General features: G+C 72.6%; 20 protein-coding genes. 7 read left to right on the top strand and 13 right to left on the bottom strand.

The features are described from left to right. Nucleotides 1-51 precede the first annotated feature (51 nt). Both O7616_RS19410 and O7616_RS19405 read left to right on the top strand, forming a co-directional pair. Entirely contained in the window at nt 52-477 is a 426-nt protein-coding gene (locus O7616_RS19410; RefSeq protein ID WP_282259865.1) for an OsmC family protein, read from the top strand. Nucleotides 478-876: 399 nt separating this feature from the next. Beyond that, complete coding sequence (locus O7616_RS19405; RefSeq protein WP_282303308.1) at nt 877-1,728, top strand: hypothetical protein; 852 nt, start codon at nt 877-879, stop codon at nt 1,726-1,728. A gap of 30 nt (nt 1,729-1,758) precedes the next feature. Here O7616_RS19405 and O7616_RS19400 read toward each other — a convergent pair whose 3' ends face one another. The 5 genes from O7616_RS19400 to O7616_RS19380 all read right to left on the bottom strand — a co-directional run bounded on the left by O7616_RS19400 (nt 1,759) and on the right by O7616_RS19380 (nt 6,169). Beyond that, a complete protein-coding gene (locus O7616_RS19400) occupies nt 1,759-2,280 on the bottom strand; it encodes an ATPase (protein ID WP_282303307.1) in 522 nt (173 codons plus the stop codon). Nucleotides 2,281-2,394: 114 nt separating this feature from the next. Further along, nucleotides 2,395-2,841: a response regulator gene (locus tag O7616_RS19395; RefSeq protein WP_145782537.1), complete on the bottom strand. Its 447-nt coding sequence runs from the start codon at nt 2,839-2,841 to the stop codon at nt 2,395-2,397. A gap of 68 nt (nt 2,842-2,909) precedes the next feature. Then, the gene (locus O7616_RS19390; RefSeq protein ID WP_282303306.1) at nt 2,910-3,257 is read right to left on the bottom strand and encodes an STAS domain-containing protein; all 348 of its coding nucleotides are present in this window, start codon (nt 3,255-3,257) and stop codon (nt 2,910-2,912) included. Nucleotides 3,258-3,377: 120 nt separating this feature from the next. Continuing rightward, a complete protein-coding gene (locus O7616_RS19385) occupies nt 3,378-4,415 on the bottom strand; it encodes a cobalamin-dependent protein (protein ID WP_282303305.1) in 1,038 nt (345 codons plus the stop codon). Continuing rightward, on the bottom strand, nt 4,412-6,169 hold the full coding sequence (locus O7616_RS19380) for a PP2C family protein-serine/threonine phosphatase (RefSeq protein WP_282303304.1): 1,758 nt from the start codon (nt 6,167-6,169) through the stop codon (nt 4,412-4,414). Before O7616_RS19380 ends, O7616_RS19385 begins: the two co-directional genes overlap by 4 nt. A 174-nt stretch (nt 6,170-6,343) precedes the next feature. Between O7616_RS19380 and O7616_RS19375 the strand changes: the two genes are divergently transcribed. Continuing rightward, nucleotides 6,344-6,673, top strand: coding sequence for an STAS domain-containing protein (locus O7616_RS19375; protein WP_282303303.1), 330 nt, complete (start codon nt 6,344-6,346; stop codon nt 6,671-6,673). 70 nt (nt 6,674-6,743) lie between these two features. Here O7616_RS19375 and O7616_RS19370 read toward each other — a convergent pair whose 3' ends face one another. Continuing rightward, nucleotides 6,744-7,058, bottom strand: coding sequence for a hypothetical protein (locus O7616_RS19370; protein WP_282259877.1), 315 nt, complete (start codon nt 7,056-7,058; stop codon nt 6,744-6,746). 201 nt (nt 7,059-7,259) lie between these two features. Between O7616_RS19370 and O7616_RS19365 the strand changes: the two genes are divergently transcribed. From O7616_RS19365 to O7616_RS19355, 3 genes are all read left to right on the top strand, one after another. After that, the gene (locus O7616_RS19365; protein ID WP_282303302.1) at nt 7,260-8,237 is read left to right on the top strand and encodes a DUF2267 domain-containing protein; all 978 of its coding nucleotides are present in this window, start codon (nt 7,260-7,262) and stop codon (nt 8,235-8,237) included. A gap of 115 nt (nt 8,238-8,352) precedes the next feature. Continuing rightward, on the top strand, nt 8,353-9,144 hold the full coding sequence (locus O7616_RS19360) for a fused MFS/spermidine synthase (RefSeq protein ID WP_282303301.1): 792 nt from the start codon (nt 8,353-8,355) through the stop codon (nt 9,142-9,144). Nucleotides 9,145-9,202: 58 nt separating this feature from the next. Further along, a complete protein-coding gene (locus O7616_RS19355; protein ID WP_282303300.1) occupies nt 9,203-10,282 on the top strand; it encodes an AI-2E family transporter in 1,080 nt (359 codons plus the stop codon). A gap of 16 nt (nt 10,283-10,298) precedes the next feature. Here the strand turns inward: O7616_RS19355 and O7616_RS19350 are convergent, their stop codons facing one another. The 7 genes from O7616_RS19350 to O7616_RS19320 all read right to left on the bottom strand — a co-directional run bounded on the left by O7616_RS19350 (nt 10,299) and on the right by O7616_RS19320 (nt 15,849). After that, nucleotides 10,299-11,600, bottom strand: coding sequence for an NAD(P)/FAD-dependent oxidoreductase (locus O7616_RS19350; RefSeq protein ID WP_282303299.1), 1,302 nt, complete (start codon nt 11,598-11,600; stop codon nt 10,299-10,301). Between the two features lie 205 nt (nt 11,601-11,805). Beyond that, the gene (locus O7616_RS19345) at nt 11,806-12,330 is read right to left on the bottom strand and encodes a GNAT family protein (protein WP_282303298.1); all 525 of its coding nucleotides are present in this window, start codon (nt 12,328-12,330) and stop codon (nt 11,806-11,808) included. A 100-nt stretch (nt 12,331-12,430) separates the two neighbouring features. Continuing rightward, complete coding sequence (locus O7616_RS19340) at nt 12,431-12,724, bottom strand: DUF6510 family protein (protein ID WP_282259883.1); 294 nt, start codon at nt 12,722-12,724, stop codon at nt 12,431-12,433. A 24-nt stretch (nt 12,725-12,748) separates the two neighbouring features. After that, nucleotides 12,749-13,513, bottom strand: a complete 765-nt coding sequence (locus O7616_RS19335; RefSeq protein WP_282307670.1) for a ferredoxin reductase — start codon at nt 13,511-13,513, stop codon at nt 12,749-12,751. Between the two features lie 7 nt (nt 13,514-13,520). Beyond that, complete coding sequence (locus O7616_RS19330; RefSeq protein WP_282259884.1) at nt 13,521-14,120, bottom strand: sulfite oxidase-like oxidoreductase; 600 nt, start codon at nt 14,118-14,120, stop codon at nt 13,521-13,523. A 75-nt stretch (nt 14,121-14,195) separates the two neighbouring features. Further along, complete coding sequence (locus O7616_RS19325; RefSeq protein ID WP_282303297.1) at nt 14,196-15,221, bottom strand: TerC/Alx family metal homeostasis membrane protein; 1,026 nt, start codon at nt 15,219-15,221, stop codon at nt 14,196-14,198. Between the two features lie 217 nt (nt 15,222-15,438). Then, on the bottom strand, nt 15,439-15,849 hold the full coding sequence (locus tag O7616_RS19320) for a DUF2267 domain-containing protein (protein ID WP_282303296.1): 411 nt from the start codon (nt 15,847-15,849) through the stop codon (nt 15,439-15,441). A gap of 157 nt (nt 15,850-16,006) precedes the next feature. Between O7616_RS19320 and O7616_RS19315 the strand changes: the two genes are divergently transcribed. Beyond that, nucleotides 16,007-16,279: a DUF2795 domain-containing protein gene (locus O7616_RS19315; protein ID WP_282303295.1), complete on the top strand. Its 273-nt coding sequence runs from the start codon at nt 16,007-16,009 to the stop codon at nt 16,277-16,279. Nucleotides 16,280-16,316 lie beyond the last annotated feature (37 nt).

The following is a 16,316-nucleotide window of genomic DNA, read 5'->3' as shown; positions in this document are numbered from 1 at the left end:
TTCGCCCGGCCGCCACTGGGTAGCCCGCCGGTGAGCGACGGGAGAAACGCGATGCCGGATCAGAGTTCCTGGCTGCGTGAGGCCACAGCGACCGCCGAGGGCGGTCACGTACGCACCGACGACGGCGGGCTCTCCACCGCGTTGGCTTCGCCGCTGGCGGCGCACTGCACGGGGCTGAGGCCGGAGCAGTTGCTGGCCGCGGCCTTCGCCTCCTGCCTGCACCACGCGGCGGTGGAGGCGGCCGGTGAGATCACCGACGAGGCGCACACCGTCCAGGTGCGGGCGGAGGCGAAGCTGGGACGCGACGACGACGGCCGGTATCGGGCCGACGTGCGCGCGCAGATCAGCTCGGCGGGTCTGAGCCGGGAGCAACTGGCCGACCTGGTCGAGTACGCCGACCGGCTCTGGCCCTTCTCCAGCAACGACGCCAGCCGCCACCGGCTGACCGTCACACCGGCGGAGAACGGCCGACACTGACCCGGCGACCACCAGCCAGCACCTCCACAACATCATGATCCACACGACATCGGGGAAGTCGGGGTATCCGAGCGGCTCGGACACCCCCACTTCCGGGAACCCGAGTCGATCAAAGCCGGATGCCGACGGCCCTGGTGTGCCGCCCGGGGTCGGCCGTTCGGGGGATTCGGGCGTGACTGTTCGGGGGACACTCGCGGATGGCGAGGTAGACGGGTCGAGCGGCGGGCCGAGCGACCGCAATCACGCCCCGAATCGGAAATAACCGTCTCGCCTGATCCACGAGGTTGCTCCGATTCGCTGACGGTGTGCGCCATCGAGTCCCCATGATCGGGGCAAATTGTGGCGCATGCCACCGTATCGGCGGGCGATATCGAGCAATTGGGTCTTTAGCCTCGGCAGGTGCATCCCGACGACCCCTCCGACCAGAAGCTGACCGACGCGCGCCCGAGCACCCAATCGGACGACGCCGCATCAACCGAACGGACGATCGGCCGTCACCGCGCCCCCGAACCACCCCGTCGCACCCTGCTGGGCTCGACCCCGGTCCGGGTGGCGTTGGCCACCGGTGTCACCTGCTGCCTGAGCCTCGTCGCGGTGGCCACCGCCCGGGGCAGCAGCGACGACACCTCCCGCGCGGTGGAGCCGCTCGCCGAGGCGATGGCCGACCGTGCGGCGATCGCGGACGAGCGCGCCTCCCGGTCGCTGGACCGCGACATCGCCCCGGCGCGGATCCTGCCCAGCCCGACGGCGAAGCCGACGCCCAGGCCCACCGTCGCCCGCAAGGCGCCGAAGAAGCCGGTCAAACCACGCCGGCCCCGGCCGGTCGCCGGCCTCGACCAGGCGCAGATGGACAACGCGAAGATCATCGTCGACGTCGGCCTGGACATGAAGATGCCGCGCCGCGCGCTGGTGGTGGCACTGGCCACCGCCATGCAGGAGAGCAACCTCTACAACCTGGCCAGCGACGTCCTGCCGGAGTCGGCCAACTATCCGAACCAGGGCAGCGGCTCCGACCACGACTCGGTCGGGTTGTTCCAGCAGCGGCCGAGCAGCGGCTGGGGCACGGTGGCCGAGCTGATGCGCCCGTCGTACGCCGCACGGGCCTTCTACACGGCCCTCAACGAGGTCCCCGGCTGGCAGGACATGAGCGTCACCTACGCCGCCCAGTCCGTGCAGATCTCCGCCTACCCCGACGCGTACGCCCAGCACGAGGAACGGGCGACGATCGTCGCGTCGGCGCTCACCGCCTGAACCGACCACGGGCGTCGCCGCACCGCGCGGTCAGCGGCGGCCGGAGGGTGGTTCCGCGCCCACGTCCAGCCCGCCGACCCCCACCCGGCTCCCCGGTACGCCGGCAGCCGCGGTCGGGGTGTCGGCGGGTACCTGGTCCACAGTCAGCCGGCCGAGGATCTCGTCCACCCGGGCCTCACGCCGCCGGCGCAGGTACAGCGCCGCCTCGAAGTCGCGGCGGGCCTCCACCGCCTCGGCGTACGCCTGCTCCCGCACCTGCCGCGCCTCCTCGCGGGCCGCGTCCAACTCGACGCGGGCCCGGGCCAGGAGGTCGGCGGCCTCGCGTCGCGTCACGTCACCGGCGTACCGTCCGCCGGTGGTGCCGCCCAGGTCGAGCCGTCGGATCAGCCCGCTGAGCCAGGCCGCCTCCTCGCGGATCTCGTCCCACTCCCGGCCCACCCCGGCCGCGCCCTCGGCCCGGGCCGCCAGTCGGGACAACCGGATCCCCAGCTCGTCCAGGCAGGAATCCACCTGCCGCTGGTCGTAACCGGTCTCAACGACGGAGAACCTCATTCTGTCGCCCCCCAGGCAGCTGCTGTTACTTCCCCACCTGGATCCTCGGCCCAGACCGCGACGACCGAGGGGGTTCGGGAAAAATGTTCAGCATGCGTGCGCGGGGGTCGTGCGTCAGACGCGCTTGGGCAGCACGACCACCCGGCCGAAGAACTCGTCGATGCGGCGCACCACGTCGTTGAAGTCGTCCAGGTCGATCGGCTTGGTGACGTACGCGTTGGCCTGCAACGTGTAGCTGCCGACGATGTCGGTGTCGGCGTTGGAGGTGGTCAACACGACGATCGGGATGGTACGCAGATCCTCGTCCTGCTTCACCGCGCCGAGCACCTGCCGACCGTCCATCCGTGGCATGTTGAGGTCGAGCAGGATCACGTCCGGTCGGCGGGCCTGCTGGTGCCGACCCTCGGCGCGGAGGAACTCCATCGCCTCCTCGCCGTCGCTGACCACGTCGATGACCTTGTCGACGTCGGAGTCCGCCAATGCCTCCTCGATCATGAGCACGTCGCCCGGGTCGTCGTCGACCACCAGGATGCGTACCGGCTGGGGGCTGTCTGCGCCCATCACTACCTGCTTCGGGTCGGCGGGTACGGGACCTGACGGTCACCGCGTCGGCGGGGAAATCTAGCCCATCACGGGGCGGTCTGCGACGCGGGGTCGCGCGTTTCCGGTTCGTAGCGCAACACGTCGGCGAGCCCGGTGACCCGCAACACCCGCTCGACCCGCCCGCTGGCACCGGTGAGCCGGAGCCACCCCCCGTCGGCGGCGACCTGGTTGTCCCCCCGGACGAACACGGCCATCCCGGTGGAGTCGCAGAACGTGAGGTCGGTGAGGTCGAGGAGCAGCCGGGTCTCGCCCGCGGCGGTCAACTCCTCGATCGCGGCGGTCAACAGGGGGGCGGTGCTCAGGTCCAGCTCGCCCGCGAGTCGCAAACTGGCGCCCTCGCCGTCGCGCTCGACGTGGCTGACGCTGAACGTCACCGTGCTACCCCCCTCGCTCCACCCCGTGGTGGGACGTTTGCAGTGCGGCAAGTATACGCAGAGCTGACCGGTCGGCCGGAGGGCGTGGTGATCGACCGCAGCGGCCCTGGAGCGGCCTCGTCAGCGGTCGGCGACGGGGAGCGCGGCGCGTCCCAGGGCCAGCACACGCCCCGCTCGGGGGAAGTCACGCAACGCGACGCGGTAGAAGTCGAAGGGCAGGGCGACGGCCTCGGCGGGCACCCCACGGCTCACCAGGATCTCCAGCAGCCACTCGACGAACTCGGTGAACAACGAGCTGTCGTCGACGTAGACCGCCGCGGCCAGGAAGTCCACGATGTGACCCAGGTCGCTCACCGTCGAGTCGAGCTGGGTGGCGCTGTAGGCGCGTGCCGCCGGCACCCGCTCCAGCAGGTCGGCCAGCGCGCCGTCGATCAGCTCACCCCGACGCCGCACCAGGCTGGCGTACTCGTCGTCGGCCAGGTGCGTCAACCGGGGCGGCGGCACCGCGCGCAGCGCCCGCTCGTCGGCGATGAGGTCGGCCGCGGCGGGGGCGTCCGCCGCCCAGGCCACACCGAGCCGCCGCGCCCACCGGCCGTCCGCGCCGAACCCGCGCCCGCCCACCACCACCGGTACGTCGGAGCGGCGGCACGCCTCGATCATCCGGTGGGCGTACGGCAGCCGCATCGGTAGCGCGCACGCCAGGGCGACCGCGTGCGCGTCGTAGCGGTGCAGGTACGACACGAGGTGCGCGGCGGGCACGCTGGCACCCAGGAACGTCACCTGCCAGCCGCGCAACCGCAGCACCTCGGCCACCAGCCGGGGCGGCAGCGCGTGCCACTCGCCGTCCATGCAGGCGACCACCACCCGTCCGCCCGTCGGGCGTGGGTTGACGTGCGCGACGACCGCCGCCACCACCTGTTCGCTGATGTGGGTGGCGGCGTGCTCCTGGGCGACGCTCCACTCGTTGCGCGCCCACCGCTCGCCCACCTCGGCCTGCGCGGGCGCGACCAGGTCCAGCAGCACCCGCTCGGCCGGTACGCCCGCGTCGAGCAGGCCGATCGCCAGGTCGATCGCGCCGTACTCGTCGGCGTCGGCGAGACAGTCCAGGTAGCCGGCGAAGGCCCCGGCCGGGTCGGCGGCCGCCGTGGCGGTGGTCACGCGTCGGACTCCCCCGGCTGGGCGGCGTCGGCCGGCTCGGGCACCGAGTGCAGGTGCCGTGACCCGCGCCCGCCGTTGCCGGTGGCCCGCAGCGCCAGCACCGCGATGTCGTCGTGGTCGCCGTGCGCCAACCAGTCGCAGGTGACCTGCTCCACCCGCTCGGCCAGGGCCGGTGCGGGCATCCGTTGACAGCCGGTCACGGCGGCGACCAGCCGTTCCGTGCCGAACTGCTCGTCGCCACGACGGCCACCGCGCGCCTCGGTCACCCCGTCGCTGTAGAGCAGGCAGGTCTCCCCCGGCGCGAGTCGTACGCTCACCTCGCCGACCCGGGGGTCGGGCACCACCCCGATCAGCATGCCGCTCAGCGGCACCGCCTCCACCTCGCCGGAGGACCGCAGCACCAGCGGTGGCAGGTGCCCGCCGCCGGCCATGGTGAGGGTCAGACCTCCGTCGCGTCGCGGGCGGGCCACGCCGAGCACGATCGTGGCGAAGCGGCCCTGACCGTGTGCCTGGGTGGTCTCCAGCAGCGCATCGTTGAGCAGCCGCAGCAACCGCCCGGGGTGCGACTCCAACCGGTGCAACGCCTGTAGGCACTGACGCAACTGGCCGGTGAAGACGGCCGCCTCGACGCCCTTGCCCGACACGTCGCCGAGGAAGAACACCGAGCCCCCGTCGGCGAGCCGGTGCGAGCCGTAGAAGTCGCCGCCGATGCGTAGCCCCGCCTGCGCGGGCCGGTACGCGGTGCCCCACTGCACGCCCGCCGCCTCGGCCGGCTCGACCGGCAGCAGACTGGCCTGGAGCGTGTCCGCGACCTCCGCCTGGTCCCGGTAGAGCAGGGCGGTGGTCAGGGCCGCGCCGGCGCGGGCCGCGAACGCGCGGATCAGCTCCACGTCGGCCTCGTCGTACCCGCGGGTCGCTCGGCGGGCCACCAGCAGCACACCGACCGGCGCGTCCCGGCCGGGCAGCGGGACGACCCGGGCGGTGCTCTCGGTGCCGGTGAGCGCGGGCAGCCAACCGGCGTCGACAGCCTGCTCGACCAGCCAGTCGACGGCGTGCGGCTCGGCTCCGGTGAGCCCGTCGGCGATGGCGCTCGGCAGGTCGCCGCCGGCCAGCATCCCGCTGTCCACCGTCGGGGACTCGTCGTCGGTACGCGATGACCGCCACCAACGGGCCCGACCGCCACGCGGGGCGAGCACCAGCACGGCCACCTCGGCCACTGTCGGCACGGCGAGGCGGACCACCGCGGCGGCCGCCCGGTCGGGGTGCAGGGGGTTGCCCAGCTTGTCGCCGACCACGGCCAGGAACGTCGAGCGGGCCCGCTCCGCGAGCAGCGCGTCGGTGCCGCTGACGCGGTCGGTGACGTCTTCGACGTACCAGCAGCAGCGGCCTGCGGACAGGGGCACCCGGCGGGCGCTGAGCCGACGCCCGAGGTGGGTGAAGTCGCCGTCGTCCAACCCGGGCACACCGGCCGCGTCGAGCAACTCGCCGGGCGTCACCTCGGGTAGCAGGCGTTCGGCCACCGGGCTGACGTGGCGCACGACGCCGTCGGCGTCGCAGACGATCAGGCCCTCCCGGAAGTGCTCGACGACCTCGGACCAGTCGGGGGCGGACACATCCCCGTCGAGGGCGAGCGGCGGCAGCGCGGCAGCGGACCGGGGCAGGACGTCGGCGGGCCACGCCGGGGGCCGTGTGGTACTCGGCGTGGGAAGCCGTCCGTCGCCCGGGTCTACGTCCCTGACGTCGGAAGCAGTCACCAGCTGAGCCTCACTCCTTGTCGTCCACCCGTGCCCGCGCCGGAACCGGCGCTCAGTGTCGGAACTCTCCAGCCACCCTACGCCGGTCGGCGGCTGGTGGCATCTCAGCGCATTCGGGTGGCGCAGCACCGCGCCCCGCTTTGCGTTTCCACGCTCGGCTGGGAAAATGACGGGATGTCCGACCAGCTGTTGGCGATTGAGACGACCCGCCTCGATGCGGGGCACGTCCGGCTCCGGCTGACCGGCGAACTCGACTACGACACCGCACCCGAGTTGACCGCCGCGGCGGCCGACCTGCACCGCGACGACGAGGTGTTGATCGACCTGACCGGCATCAGCATCTGCGACTCCTCCGGGCTCAGCGCGTTGCTGGTGGTGCAGCGCAGCGCCCGGGTGATCCGGCTGACCGGGGTCAGCCCGCAGTTGCAACGGATGCTCGACCGCACCGGCCTGGCCGAGTTGCTGACCGTCGACCACGACGACGACCTGCGCGCCACCGGCTGATCGACGGCCACCCCGGCGGGCCGGGGTGGCCCCCGACCCTGGGACCTGGGGTCGGGGGCCGGAGGAATGTCTAGGGCGCCGTCATCGGCTGGAGCCGGGGGCGGTCCTCGCGCAGTTCGCCGGTCGGGGGCGGTTCGACGTCCTCGGGCTCCCCCGAATCGGGCGTCTGGTACAGGTAACGGACGAACTGCCCACCCGCCTCGTTGTCGTCCGCGCCGGGCCACTGGCCGATGCAGTCCATACCGACCACCTCCCGACCGGTCCCGTCGGCCTCCTCCAACAGCGCCCACAGGCTCACCGGGTAACACCTGGTGGCCTCGGGCGTGACCTGCCAGCGGGCGTACCAGCCGGGTCGGGCGGGGACGATCTCGACGATCTGCTTCATGACGACCTTCCTTCCGCGTACCTCGGAAGAACTCCGGTCCTGGATCGATCGTGCGGGCCGTGCGGGTGAGCACAGCTCACCCCCGCCGGATGAAGCGTCGGCGACTGTCGGGCCGACCCGGCCGGCCGTCGCCGTTTCCTTCTCGGCGACGGCGGGAAGGCGACCGGCGCAGCCACGATCCCCAGCGGAAGGGGTTCCACGATGCGCAAGCAGATGGAAGGCGACAACCAGAGGCGTCGGGCGCTGGCCCGGCAGGCCCGCGAACAGAGTCGCCAGCCCAGCGAGATCGGCGCCAGTCTGAGCGCCTCCAAGCAGCTCACGAGCCTCGAGTCGGGCAAGCGGGCCGGCCCGCCGCCGGCCGGGCCGCACAAACCGGACAGCACGCGTGGCGGTCCGGCTCCGCCGCAGCTCGGCAGCGCCGACAATCCGCGGCCGCAGCCGTCCCCGCCGAGCGGCGCGACCGGCGTGAGCACCATGGGCTACCACGACCTGGTCGACGAGGTACGACGTCGCGCCGGCGTCGACTTCAAGACCGCCAAGGTGGGCACCGAGGCGACGGTGCTGGTCCTCGCCTTCGCCCTGGAGACCGCCGAGCGGCAGCGGCTGCTCGCGGCGGTGCCGGCGTCGCTGCACGACGTGCTGCCCGTCGACGGCATCGAGCGGCACCAGGAGCTGCCCGGCTTCCTGGCCGAGGTGGGCCGGATCAGCGGCAACACCCCGGAGCAGGCCCGGTACCAGGCCGAGGCGACGATGGCCGCGCTCGCCGAGCAGGACGGCGACCTGGTCGAGTCGCTGCACGTACCCGACGGGTTGCGTGACCTGCTCAACCCGCCGGAGGCCGGCGGCGGCCTGGTCGGCGCGTCCACCACCACACCCACCCTGGACGCCGACGAGATCGACGCGGCGCTGGACGACCTGCCCTACTGGGCCGGAGACAGCCAGGGCCTGCATCGGGTGGTCGCACTGCCGGCGGACAACCTGGACCGGGTGCTCGCCCGCCTCGACCGGCTGCGCCAGGACACCGGTCGCGGCCCGAGCATCGGACGTCCCGGCGACACCGCCGCCGTCCTGACCGTACGCACCAGCCAGGCCGACGGGGTGACCGCACTCGACGTGGACCTCGCCCACCAGGTCGACGACGCGATCGACGAGGTGGGGGCCGGGATGGCGGGCGGCTGACCGGCAACGGAGACCCGGGCGGGTCGGCGGGCGGGGGCACACCCCGTTCCGCCGGCCCGTCGGCGGTGCCGGACCACCGCCGGGCCGGACCACCGGCTCGGCTAGCGTGCCGGTCATGAACCGCGCCGCCGACCGGCTGGAGCTGGTCGCCGACCCGGTCCGCCGCACCGGGCGGACGCTGCTCTCCGCCGGTGTCGAGCAGTCGTACGTGGACGTCGAGGATCCGCTGCACCTGCACTTCGAGTACGTCCGGCGGATCGCCTCGGCGGTGCGGGTGGCCGCACCGGCCGACACCCCGTTGCACGTCCTGCACCTGGGCGGCGGCGCGTTGACGCTGCCCCGCTGGCTGGCGGCCACCCGGCCCGGCTCCCCGCAGCGGGTCGTCGAGCGGGACCCGGCGGTGGTCGAGCTGGTCGCCCGGGAGTTGCCGCCACTGCCGCCCGAGGTACGGGTGGAGGTCGCCGACGCCCGAGACGCGCTCACCGCCACCCCGGCCGGTCGGTACGACCTGGTGATCGCCGACATCTACCGGGCCGCCCAGATGCCCCGGCACGTCCGCACCGTCGAGTTCGCCGCCGAGGTGGCCCGTGTCCTGCGCCCGGAGGGGACGTACCTGGTCAACGTCACGGACCTGCCTCCGCTGGCCGGCACCCGGGCGCAGGTGGCGACGCTGCGGGCGGTCTTCGCCGACGTGTGCGTCGTCGGCGACCGGCGGATGCTGCGCGGCCGGCGGTACGGCAACCTGGTGCTGGCCGCGACGTCACGCCCCGGCGGCCTGCCGGTCGGCCGGCTGGCGGTGGCCGCCCTCCGCGACCCGGTGCCCGGCGGGCTGTTGCACGCCGCCGCGCTCGACACGTTCGTGGCCGGTGCCCGCCCGGTCACCGACGTCCATGGACAGAACACCTAGGGGCTGTTGCGCCCGCGACGCCGGGTTTCCGACGCCCCGCGCGGGGAAGGCGCGTCGGATGAGCAACGCCGACGATCGGGCGATTGCCCGCCGGACCTTGGTCGTGATCGGTCTGGTGCTGGCGACCACGTTCGCGCTGGCCTTCGTGTACGCGACCCGCCGGGTGCTCACCTGGGCCGTGGTCGCCGCGTTCTTCGCCGTCGCGCTGGGCCCCCTGGTCGACCGGCTGCAACACCGGCTCGTCCGACGCCGGTCGCTGGCCACCCTGCTGGTGTTCCTCGCCGCGTTCGTGCTGCTGGCGACCGTGGCCGCCCTCATCCTGGTGCCGTTGTTCGACGAGCTGGGACGGTTCGCCGAGCGGGCACCGGGGTTGTTGCACGAGGCCCGCGTCGGCCGGGGCCCGCTGGGGCAACTGCTGGAGCGCACCGGAGCGCGCCGCTACGTCAGCGAGCACTCCGACCAACTGCGCGACCTCGGAACCCGGCTGCGCCAACCCGCGGTGGGTGTGCTGCGCGGCGTCGTCGAGACGGTCGCCGGGCTGGTCACCGTCATCGTGCTGGCGTACCTCATGGTGTTGGAGGCCCCGCGGATCACCCGGGGCGTCCTCGCGGTGGCCGGGGACGGTCAGGGCGAGCGACTGCGCCGCGTCGGCCGGGAGGTGTCGCGGACCGTCACCGGTTACCTCACCGGCAACCTGCTGATCAGCGCGATCTGCGGGCTGCTGACCTACCTGGTGCTCGCCCTCACCGGGGTGCCGTTCGCGGCCGTGATCGCCCTGCTGGTGGCGGTGGCCGACCTGATACCGCTGGTCGGCGCGACGCTCGGCGCGGTGATCGCGGCCGGGGCCGGGTTCCTGCACTCCCCCACCGCGGGGATCGTGGTGCTGGTCTTCTTCGTCGTCTACCAGCAGGTGGAGAACCACCTGCTGCAACCGCTCATCCTGTCCCGGGCGGTCCGGCTCAACCCGCTGACCGTGCTGGCCAGTGTGCTGCTCGCGGCGGAGCTGGCCGGCCTGCTCGGCGCGCTGCTGGCCATCCCCGCCGCCGGCATCGTCCAGACCCTGCTACGGGAGTACGGGCCGCGCCGGCTCCGCCCCGCATCCGCACGCCGGCCGGCCGGTCCCGCCCCGCAGGGCTGACCGGGGCGGCGGCCGCTCAGCGGGCCCGGGTCGCGACCTCCGGTGAGGTGCTCTCCAACGGCACCGCGTTGGCCGGCACCAACCCCAGTTGCACGGCCGACCGGGTCAGCGCGGCGTCCAGGGCCCAGTCGGCGCTCACCCGCGTCCGGTTTCCGGGCATCGCCATCAGGTGGTACGCCCGGGTGACCACCTTCGCCGGCAGCCCGCCCAGGTTGACGTGCAGCGGGTTCGCCGCCGCGTCCTTGCCCCCCAGGTCGACCACCCAGCCCAGATCGTGGTGCTTGTACGGCTTGCGTCGGCCGAAGCCGTACGACGCGGCGATGTTGTGCGCCGCGCGCTTGCCCTGCCGCTGCGCGTGCTGCGCCGTCATCCCGCAGACCTTCCCCGGGTTGAGCACGTCGGGCACGGCGGCGGCGTCGCCGATGGCGTACACCTCCGGGTAGCCGGGGACGTTGAGGAACTCGTCGGTCACCAGCCGACCCCGGTCGGTGCGCAACCCCAGCTCGTTGACGAACGGGTCCGGTCGCACCCCCACACACCACACCAGGGTGCAGGTCGGCACGTACTCGCCGTCGGTGAGCTTCACCCCGTCGCAGGTGGCCTCGGCGACCGACGTGCCCATCCGGACGTCCACACCCCGCCGTTCGAGCACCCGGTGCGACGTGTCCGACATCCGCTTGTCCAGCTCCGGCAACACCCGGGACGCGACGTCGAGCAGCATCCACCGTGGGCGGACGGTGAGCCGGGGCCGCTGGGCGTGCAGCGCGTCGGTGAACAACTGCCCGTGCGCGGCGACCTCGGTGCCGGTGTAACCCGCCCCGACCACCACGAACGTGGACCGTGCCTGCTGCTCGGCCGGATCCTCGGCCTGCTCGGCCAACTCGATCTGGCGGACGATGTGGTCGTGCAGGTAGACGGCCTCGGGCAGACCACGGAAGCCGTGCGCGTACTCGGTCACCCCCGGGATGGGCAGCAACTTGTTGACACTGCCCACGGCGAGCACCAACCGGTCGTACGCCAGCCGGTTCTTCTCCCCCTCCGCCTGGGTGAAGCCGACCCAGCGGTTCTGCAGGTCGACGTGGTCCGCCTCGCCGATCACCACCCGGACGTTCTTGAGCGTCCCGGTCAGCGGCACCGCGATCCGCTTGGGCTCGACCACCCCGGCGGCCACCTCGGGCAGCAACGGGAGGTAGAGGAAGTAGTCGGTGGAGTTCAGCACCACGATCTCGGCCCGGTCCCGGGCGATCCGGCTCAACGTCTTCGCCGCGTGGTAACCGGCGAACCCGGCCCCCACGATCACCACACGAGGTTTCGTCATTGCGGGCCGTTTCCCGTCGCAGCCCCGGACAAACGTCCCCGACGCCCCGACCGACCGTGTCAGCCGGCCGCGTCGACCGCCAAGATCCGCGCGAGCCCCCGAGATCCGCACACACCGCCCGAGATCCGCCCAGGCCGGCGGGCCGCCGTCAGGCGGGCGGGCGCGGGCAGGCCCGGCCGCGGGCGGGCGCGGGCGTGCGGGCGGGTCAGGCGGGCGGGGCGGTGATCGCCCAGCGTTCGTGGTCGCGCCAGGCGCCCTCGATGAACAGGTAGTCCGGGGAGAAGCCCTCCAACCGGAACCCGAGCTTGCGGGCGACCCGGCGGGACGGCTCGTTGCCCGGCTGGATGTTCGCCTCCAGCCGGTGCAGCCCGACGGTGGTGAACGCGTGGTCGATCGCCAGGGCGATGCCCGCCGACGCGTGACCGGTCCCGCTGTACGGCAGGAACGCCGCATACCCGAGGTAACCCCCGCGTAGCGCGCCCAGCACGATCCCGCTGATGTTCACGTAACCGGCTATCGCACCACTGGCCCGGTCACAGATGAGGTAGCCGGCGCTGTCGCGGCGACGGATCCGGCGAAGGTAGAGGTCGTACTCCTCGGGGGTGCCCGGTGCGGCCAACCACGGGTGGTGCAGGTCCCGGCTGCGCCGCACGGCGGCGACGAACTCGTCGACGTCGGTGGGCCGGGGCCGGCGGATCGCGGCGGGACCGCCGGTACGCAGGTATCTCACGGCCGATCACTCTGGCCGACCGGCGCAGCCGTTGTCCAACCGGTCCCCGAAGTCCGGTGGTGCGGGAACCTCGACGGACGGGGCCACGACGGCCGGTGCGTCAGACCGGGCCGGAGAACGGCTGCTGCATCGGCATGGGGACCTGGAGGAAGGTCGTGCCGCGCATGTCCAGCCAGGCCCGGTCGGGCCCACGGACCAGTCGCATCATCACCGCCTCGCAGGACGGGCAGCGCGCCACCAGGCCCGGGGCGTGCGAGTAGACGTGCAGGCTGGCCATCGAGCCGGTCATCCCGCAGTTCTCACAGCGGCCCGTGGCGCTGCTCAGGTCCACGGTCAACAGCTCGTGCATGGGGCCGTCGAGCATGTTGCCGTCCACGTACGACATCTCGGTCATCGGTTCTCCTCGACAGGGCGTGCGTCAGCCGGTGGGGCCGAAGCGTTCGGTCTTGACCCGCCGCGACGGGTGCCCGAGCCCCACCAGCAGGTCGGCGACGGTCTCCACGAACGCGGTCGGGCCGCACACGTAGGTCAGCGGTTGCAGGTCCGGTGGCCACCCGTGCGTGTTGACGTCGGCCAGCCCGATGCGGTGCGGCTCGCCGCGCCAACCCTCGGGGGCCTCGCGGGTGTAGACGTACGCGACGTCCAGGCCGAAGTCGTCGCGGACCCGGCGGCGCAGCTCGTCGGCGTAGATCACGTCGCTGGGGGTGCGCACCGAGTAGATCAGCCGGAAGGCCGCCTTGTTGCCGGCGGCGCGGCGGGCCCGGATCATCGCCATCAGCGGCACGATCCCGGAGCCACCGGCGACGAGCTGCACCGGCGCGGTCTCCTCCGGCCGCCAGATGAACCACCCACCGAGCGGTCCGCGGACCTCCACCGGGTCGCCGTCACCGAAGACGTCGATGAGGTACGGGGACACTTCGCCGTCGTGCACGCGCTGGACGGTCACCTCGATGCGCGGGCCGCCGGGGCCGTCCACGACCGGCCCGGCGATGGAGTACGACCGGGCCGCCTGGTAGCCGTCCGGGGCGGTCAGGCGCAGGTCGACGTGCTGCCCGGGCAGGTGACCCGGCCAGTCCGGCACCTCCAGGACCAGGGTCTGCGCGGTGTGTGTCTCCACCCGGCGCTCCACCAGCCGACCGACCTGCCAGCGGTTGGCGGTGCGGGGCGGGCTGCTCGTCGCCACGGCGCGCTCAGTCACCCTGGTACCGCTGTTCGCGCCACGGGTCGCCGTAGTCGTGGTAGCCGGCGGTCTCCCAGAACCCCGGCTCGTCCATCGTCTTGAGCCGGATGCCGCGCACCCACTTGGCGGACTTCCAGAAGTACAGGTGCGGCACCAGCAGCCGGGCCGGGCCGCCGTGCTCGGCGGCGAGCGGGGCGCCCTCGAAGGTGTGCGCCACCCAGGCCCGCCCGCCGCGCAGGTCGTCCAGCGGCAGGTTGGTGGTGTAGCCGCCGTAGGAGTGCGCCAACGCGTAGTGCGCTCCGGTGTCGACGTCGGCGAGCAGGGTGTCCAGTGAGACGCCCTGCCAGGTGGTGCCGAGCTTCGACCAGCGGGTGACGCAGTGGATGTCCACGTGCGGCGTCTCCTGCGGCAGAGCCATCAGCTCCTGCCACGACCAGCGGTGTTCGCTGCCGTTCTCGGCGGAGATGACGAACTCCCAGGTGTCCAGGGACACCCGGGGCGTCGGGCCCGCCGAGAGCACCGGAAAGTCCTCGGTGAGGTACTGACCGGGTGGCAGGGCCGGCTCCTGCGTTCGGGGCCGACCCTGAAAACCCGGTGACACGATTCCCATTGCACAGTCGTACCACCCGCACCGGTGGGGGCGGGAGCTTTCCCGCGTACCCCCTCGTCGCCCGGCGCGGCGCGGTCAGTGCCGTTCGGCGACGACCTTGCGGTCCTCGGGCAGGTCGCCGCCCCGGGTGGCGCGCAGGCTGGTCACGGTGACCACCACCAGCACCCCGATGATCACGCCGAGCGAGGCCAGGGTGGGGATCTCCGGTACGCCGTCCCAGATGCCGTGCGCCCAGTGCAGACCCAGCTTCAGGCCGATGAACGCCAGGATGACGGCCAGGCCGTAGCTGAGGTGCACCAGCCGGCTCAGCGCCGCGTGCAGGACGAAGTAGAGCGCCCGCAGACCGAGCAGGGCGAACGCGTTGGTGGCGAAGACCAGGTACGGGTCCTCGGTGATGCCGTAGACCGCGGGCACCGAGTCGACGGCGAAGACGACGTCGGTGGCCAGCACCGCGACCACCACCAGGGCGAACGGGGTGAGAGCCCGCTTCGCGCCCTGCCGGACGGTCATCCTGGTGCCGTGGTAGTCGTCGACCACCGGCATGATCTTGCGCAGCAGCTTCACCGAGCGCATCTTGTTGATGTCGACTTCCTGCTCGTGCCCGGACATGGCGTCCCGCAGCAGCTTCACCGCCGTGGCGATGAGGATGATCGCGAACAGCAGGAAGGCGAAGTCGAGGGTCTGCAACGCGGCCGCACCGAGGGCGATGAAGACGGCCCGTAGCACCAGTGCGCCGGCGATGCCGTAGAGCAGCACCCGTTGGGCGAGCACCGCCGGCACCGCGAACGCGGCCAGCAGCAGCATGAAGACGAAGAGGTTGTCGACGGAGAGCGACTTCTCCACCAGGTAACCGGTGAGGTACTCCACGCCCTGCTGGGACCCGTAGCGGGACCAGATCCAGGCGCCGAACGCCAGCGGCAGGGCGATGTAGAACGCCGACCAGCCGATGGCCTCCCGCATGGACACCTCGTGCGGGCGACGGGTGACCAGGAAGTCCAGCACCAGCAGCAGGACCACGCCGATGATCGTGACCGCCCACAGCGTGGGCGTGCCGACCGACGACAGGTCACTGGCGGCGGACAGGTACGACACTTCGCTCATTGGGGTCTCCTCGAACACCGTCATGTTCGAGGTCTCCTTCACCCATCACCGTGATGGGCAACCACCCGAGGCGCGCCGGGCACGCCGTACTGACCGGAATGGTTCGTGGGAAGTACTCCCCTCGCACGACAAGGTTAGGCCAGGCCGAAACGCGGCGCCAAGCGGGACATCGATGGTTGCCCTGGTAAACCGCTGTGCGGGCCCGGTGAGGCCGCTGTCAGGCGCGGCGCAGCGTCGCGCCCGGTGCCATCGCCTGCTCGACCAGGCCCCGGTAGTCCCGCGGGAGCTGGGTCACCACGTCGTCGAACTCACCACCGGTGATCGCCTCCCGCAGGGTGGTGAAGACCGCCCGGGTGGCGTCGTCGGCGGCGGGCTCCTCCACACCGGCGCGCAACGCGACCCGCGCGACGAACTCGGCCGCACCGAACCGGTCGGCCTGCTCGGTGCTCGGGCTCGGCTTGAGCACCAACTGCAACGGCTGCGGCAACTGAACGGCCAGGTCCAGGACCTCACCACCGGTCAGCCGCTCGGCGAACGTCTCCAACACCGCCCGGGTCAGCTCGACCGCCCGCTCGGACGACGTCGCGGTGCGCTGGGAAACCTGGTCGATGAAGGTGTCGTAGTTCATCGCGTACTCCCTCTGGGCTCGCGTCGGCGCCTGCGGGTACCCGCCGCGGCCCCTCGGAAACGGCGCGGCGATTCCTCCGCCGGACGGGCGTGACCGGCCGGCGGGCGGGTAACCGCCGCCGGTCGTCACCACATCGATGCCCGAGGGAGCCCCTGCCATGGCGAGCTACGCCGAGGTCCTGCAGTACCTGTCGAGCCTGGACTACCCGGCCGAGAAGGACGACGTGGTCCGCGAGGCCGAACGCGAGGGTGCCCCGCCGGACGTGTTGAAGGCGCTGCGCGCGCTGCCACCGGTGGACTACGCCAACGGCACCGAGGTCGCCCGCTCGGCCGGCATCGAGGCGGCACCCGAGGTGGGCGCCTCTCAGCGGGCCGAGCAGGCCCGGGACAAGAAGCACAACCGGGTCTCGCAGCACCTGCGCGGCATCTGACCCGGCGGTGACGCCCATCGCCCGGAGACGGGATCGT

Source organism: Micromonospora sp. WMMD964, assembly GCF_029581455.1.
In the GTDB taxonomy this organism is placed as follows: domain Bacteria; phylum Actinomycetota; class Actinomycetes; order Mycobacteriales; family Micromonosporaceae; genus Micromonospora.
Note: the sequence above shows the minus strand (reverse complement) of the source record. Positions and strands in the feature narration are given on the sequence as shown.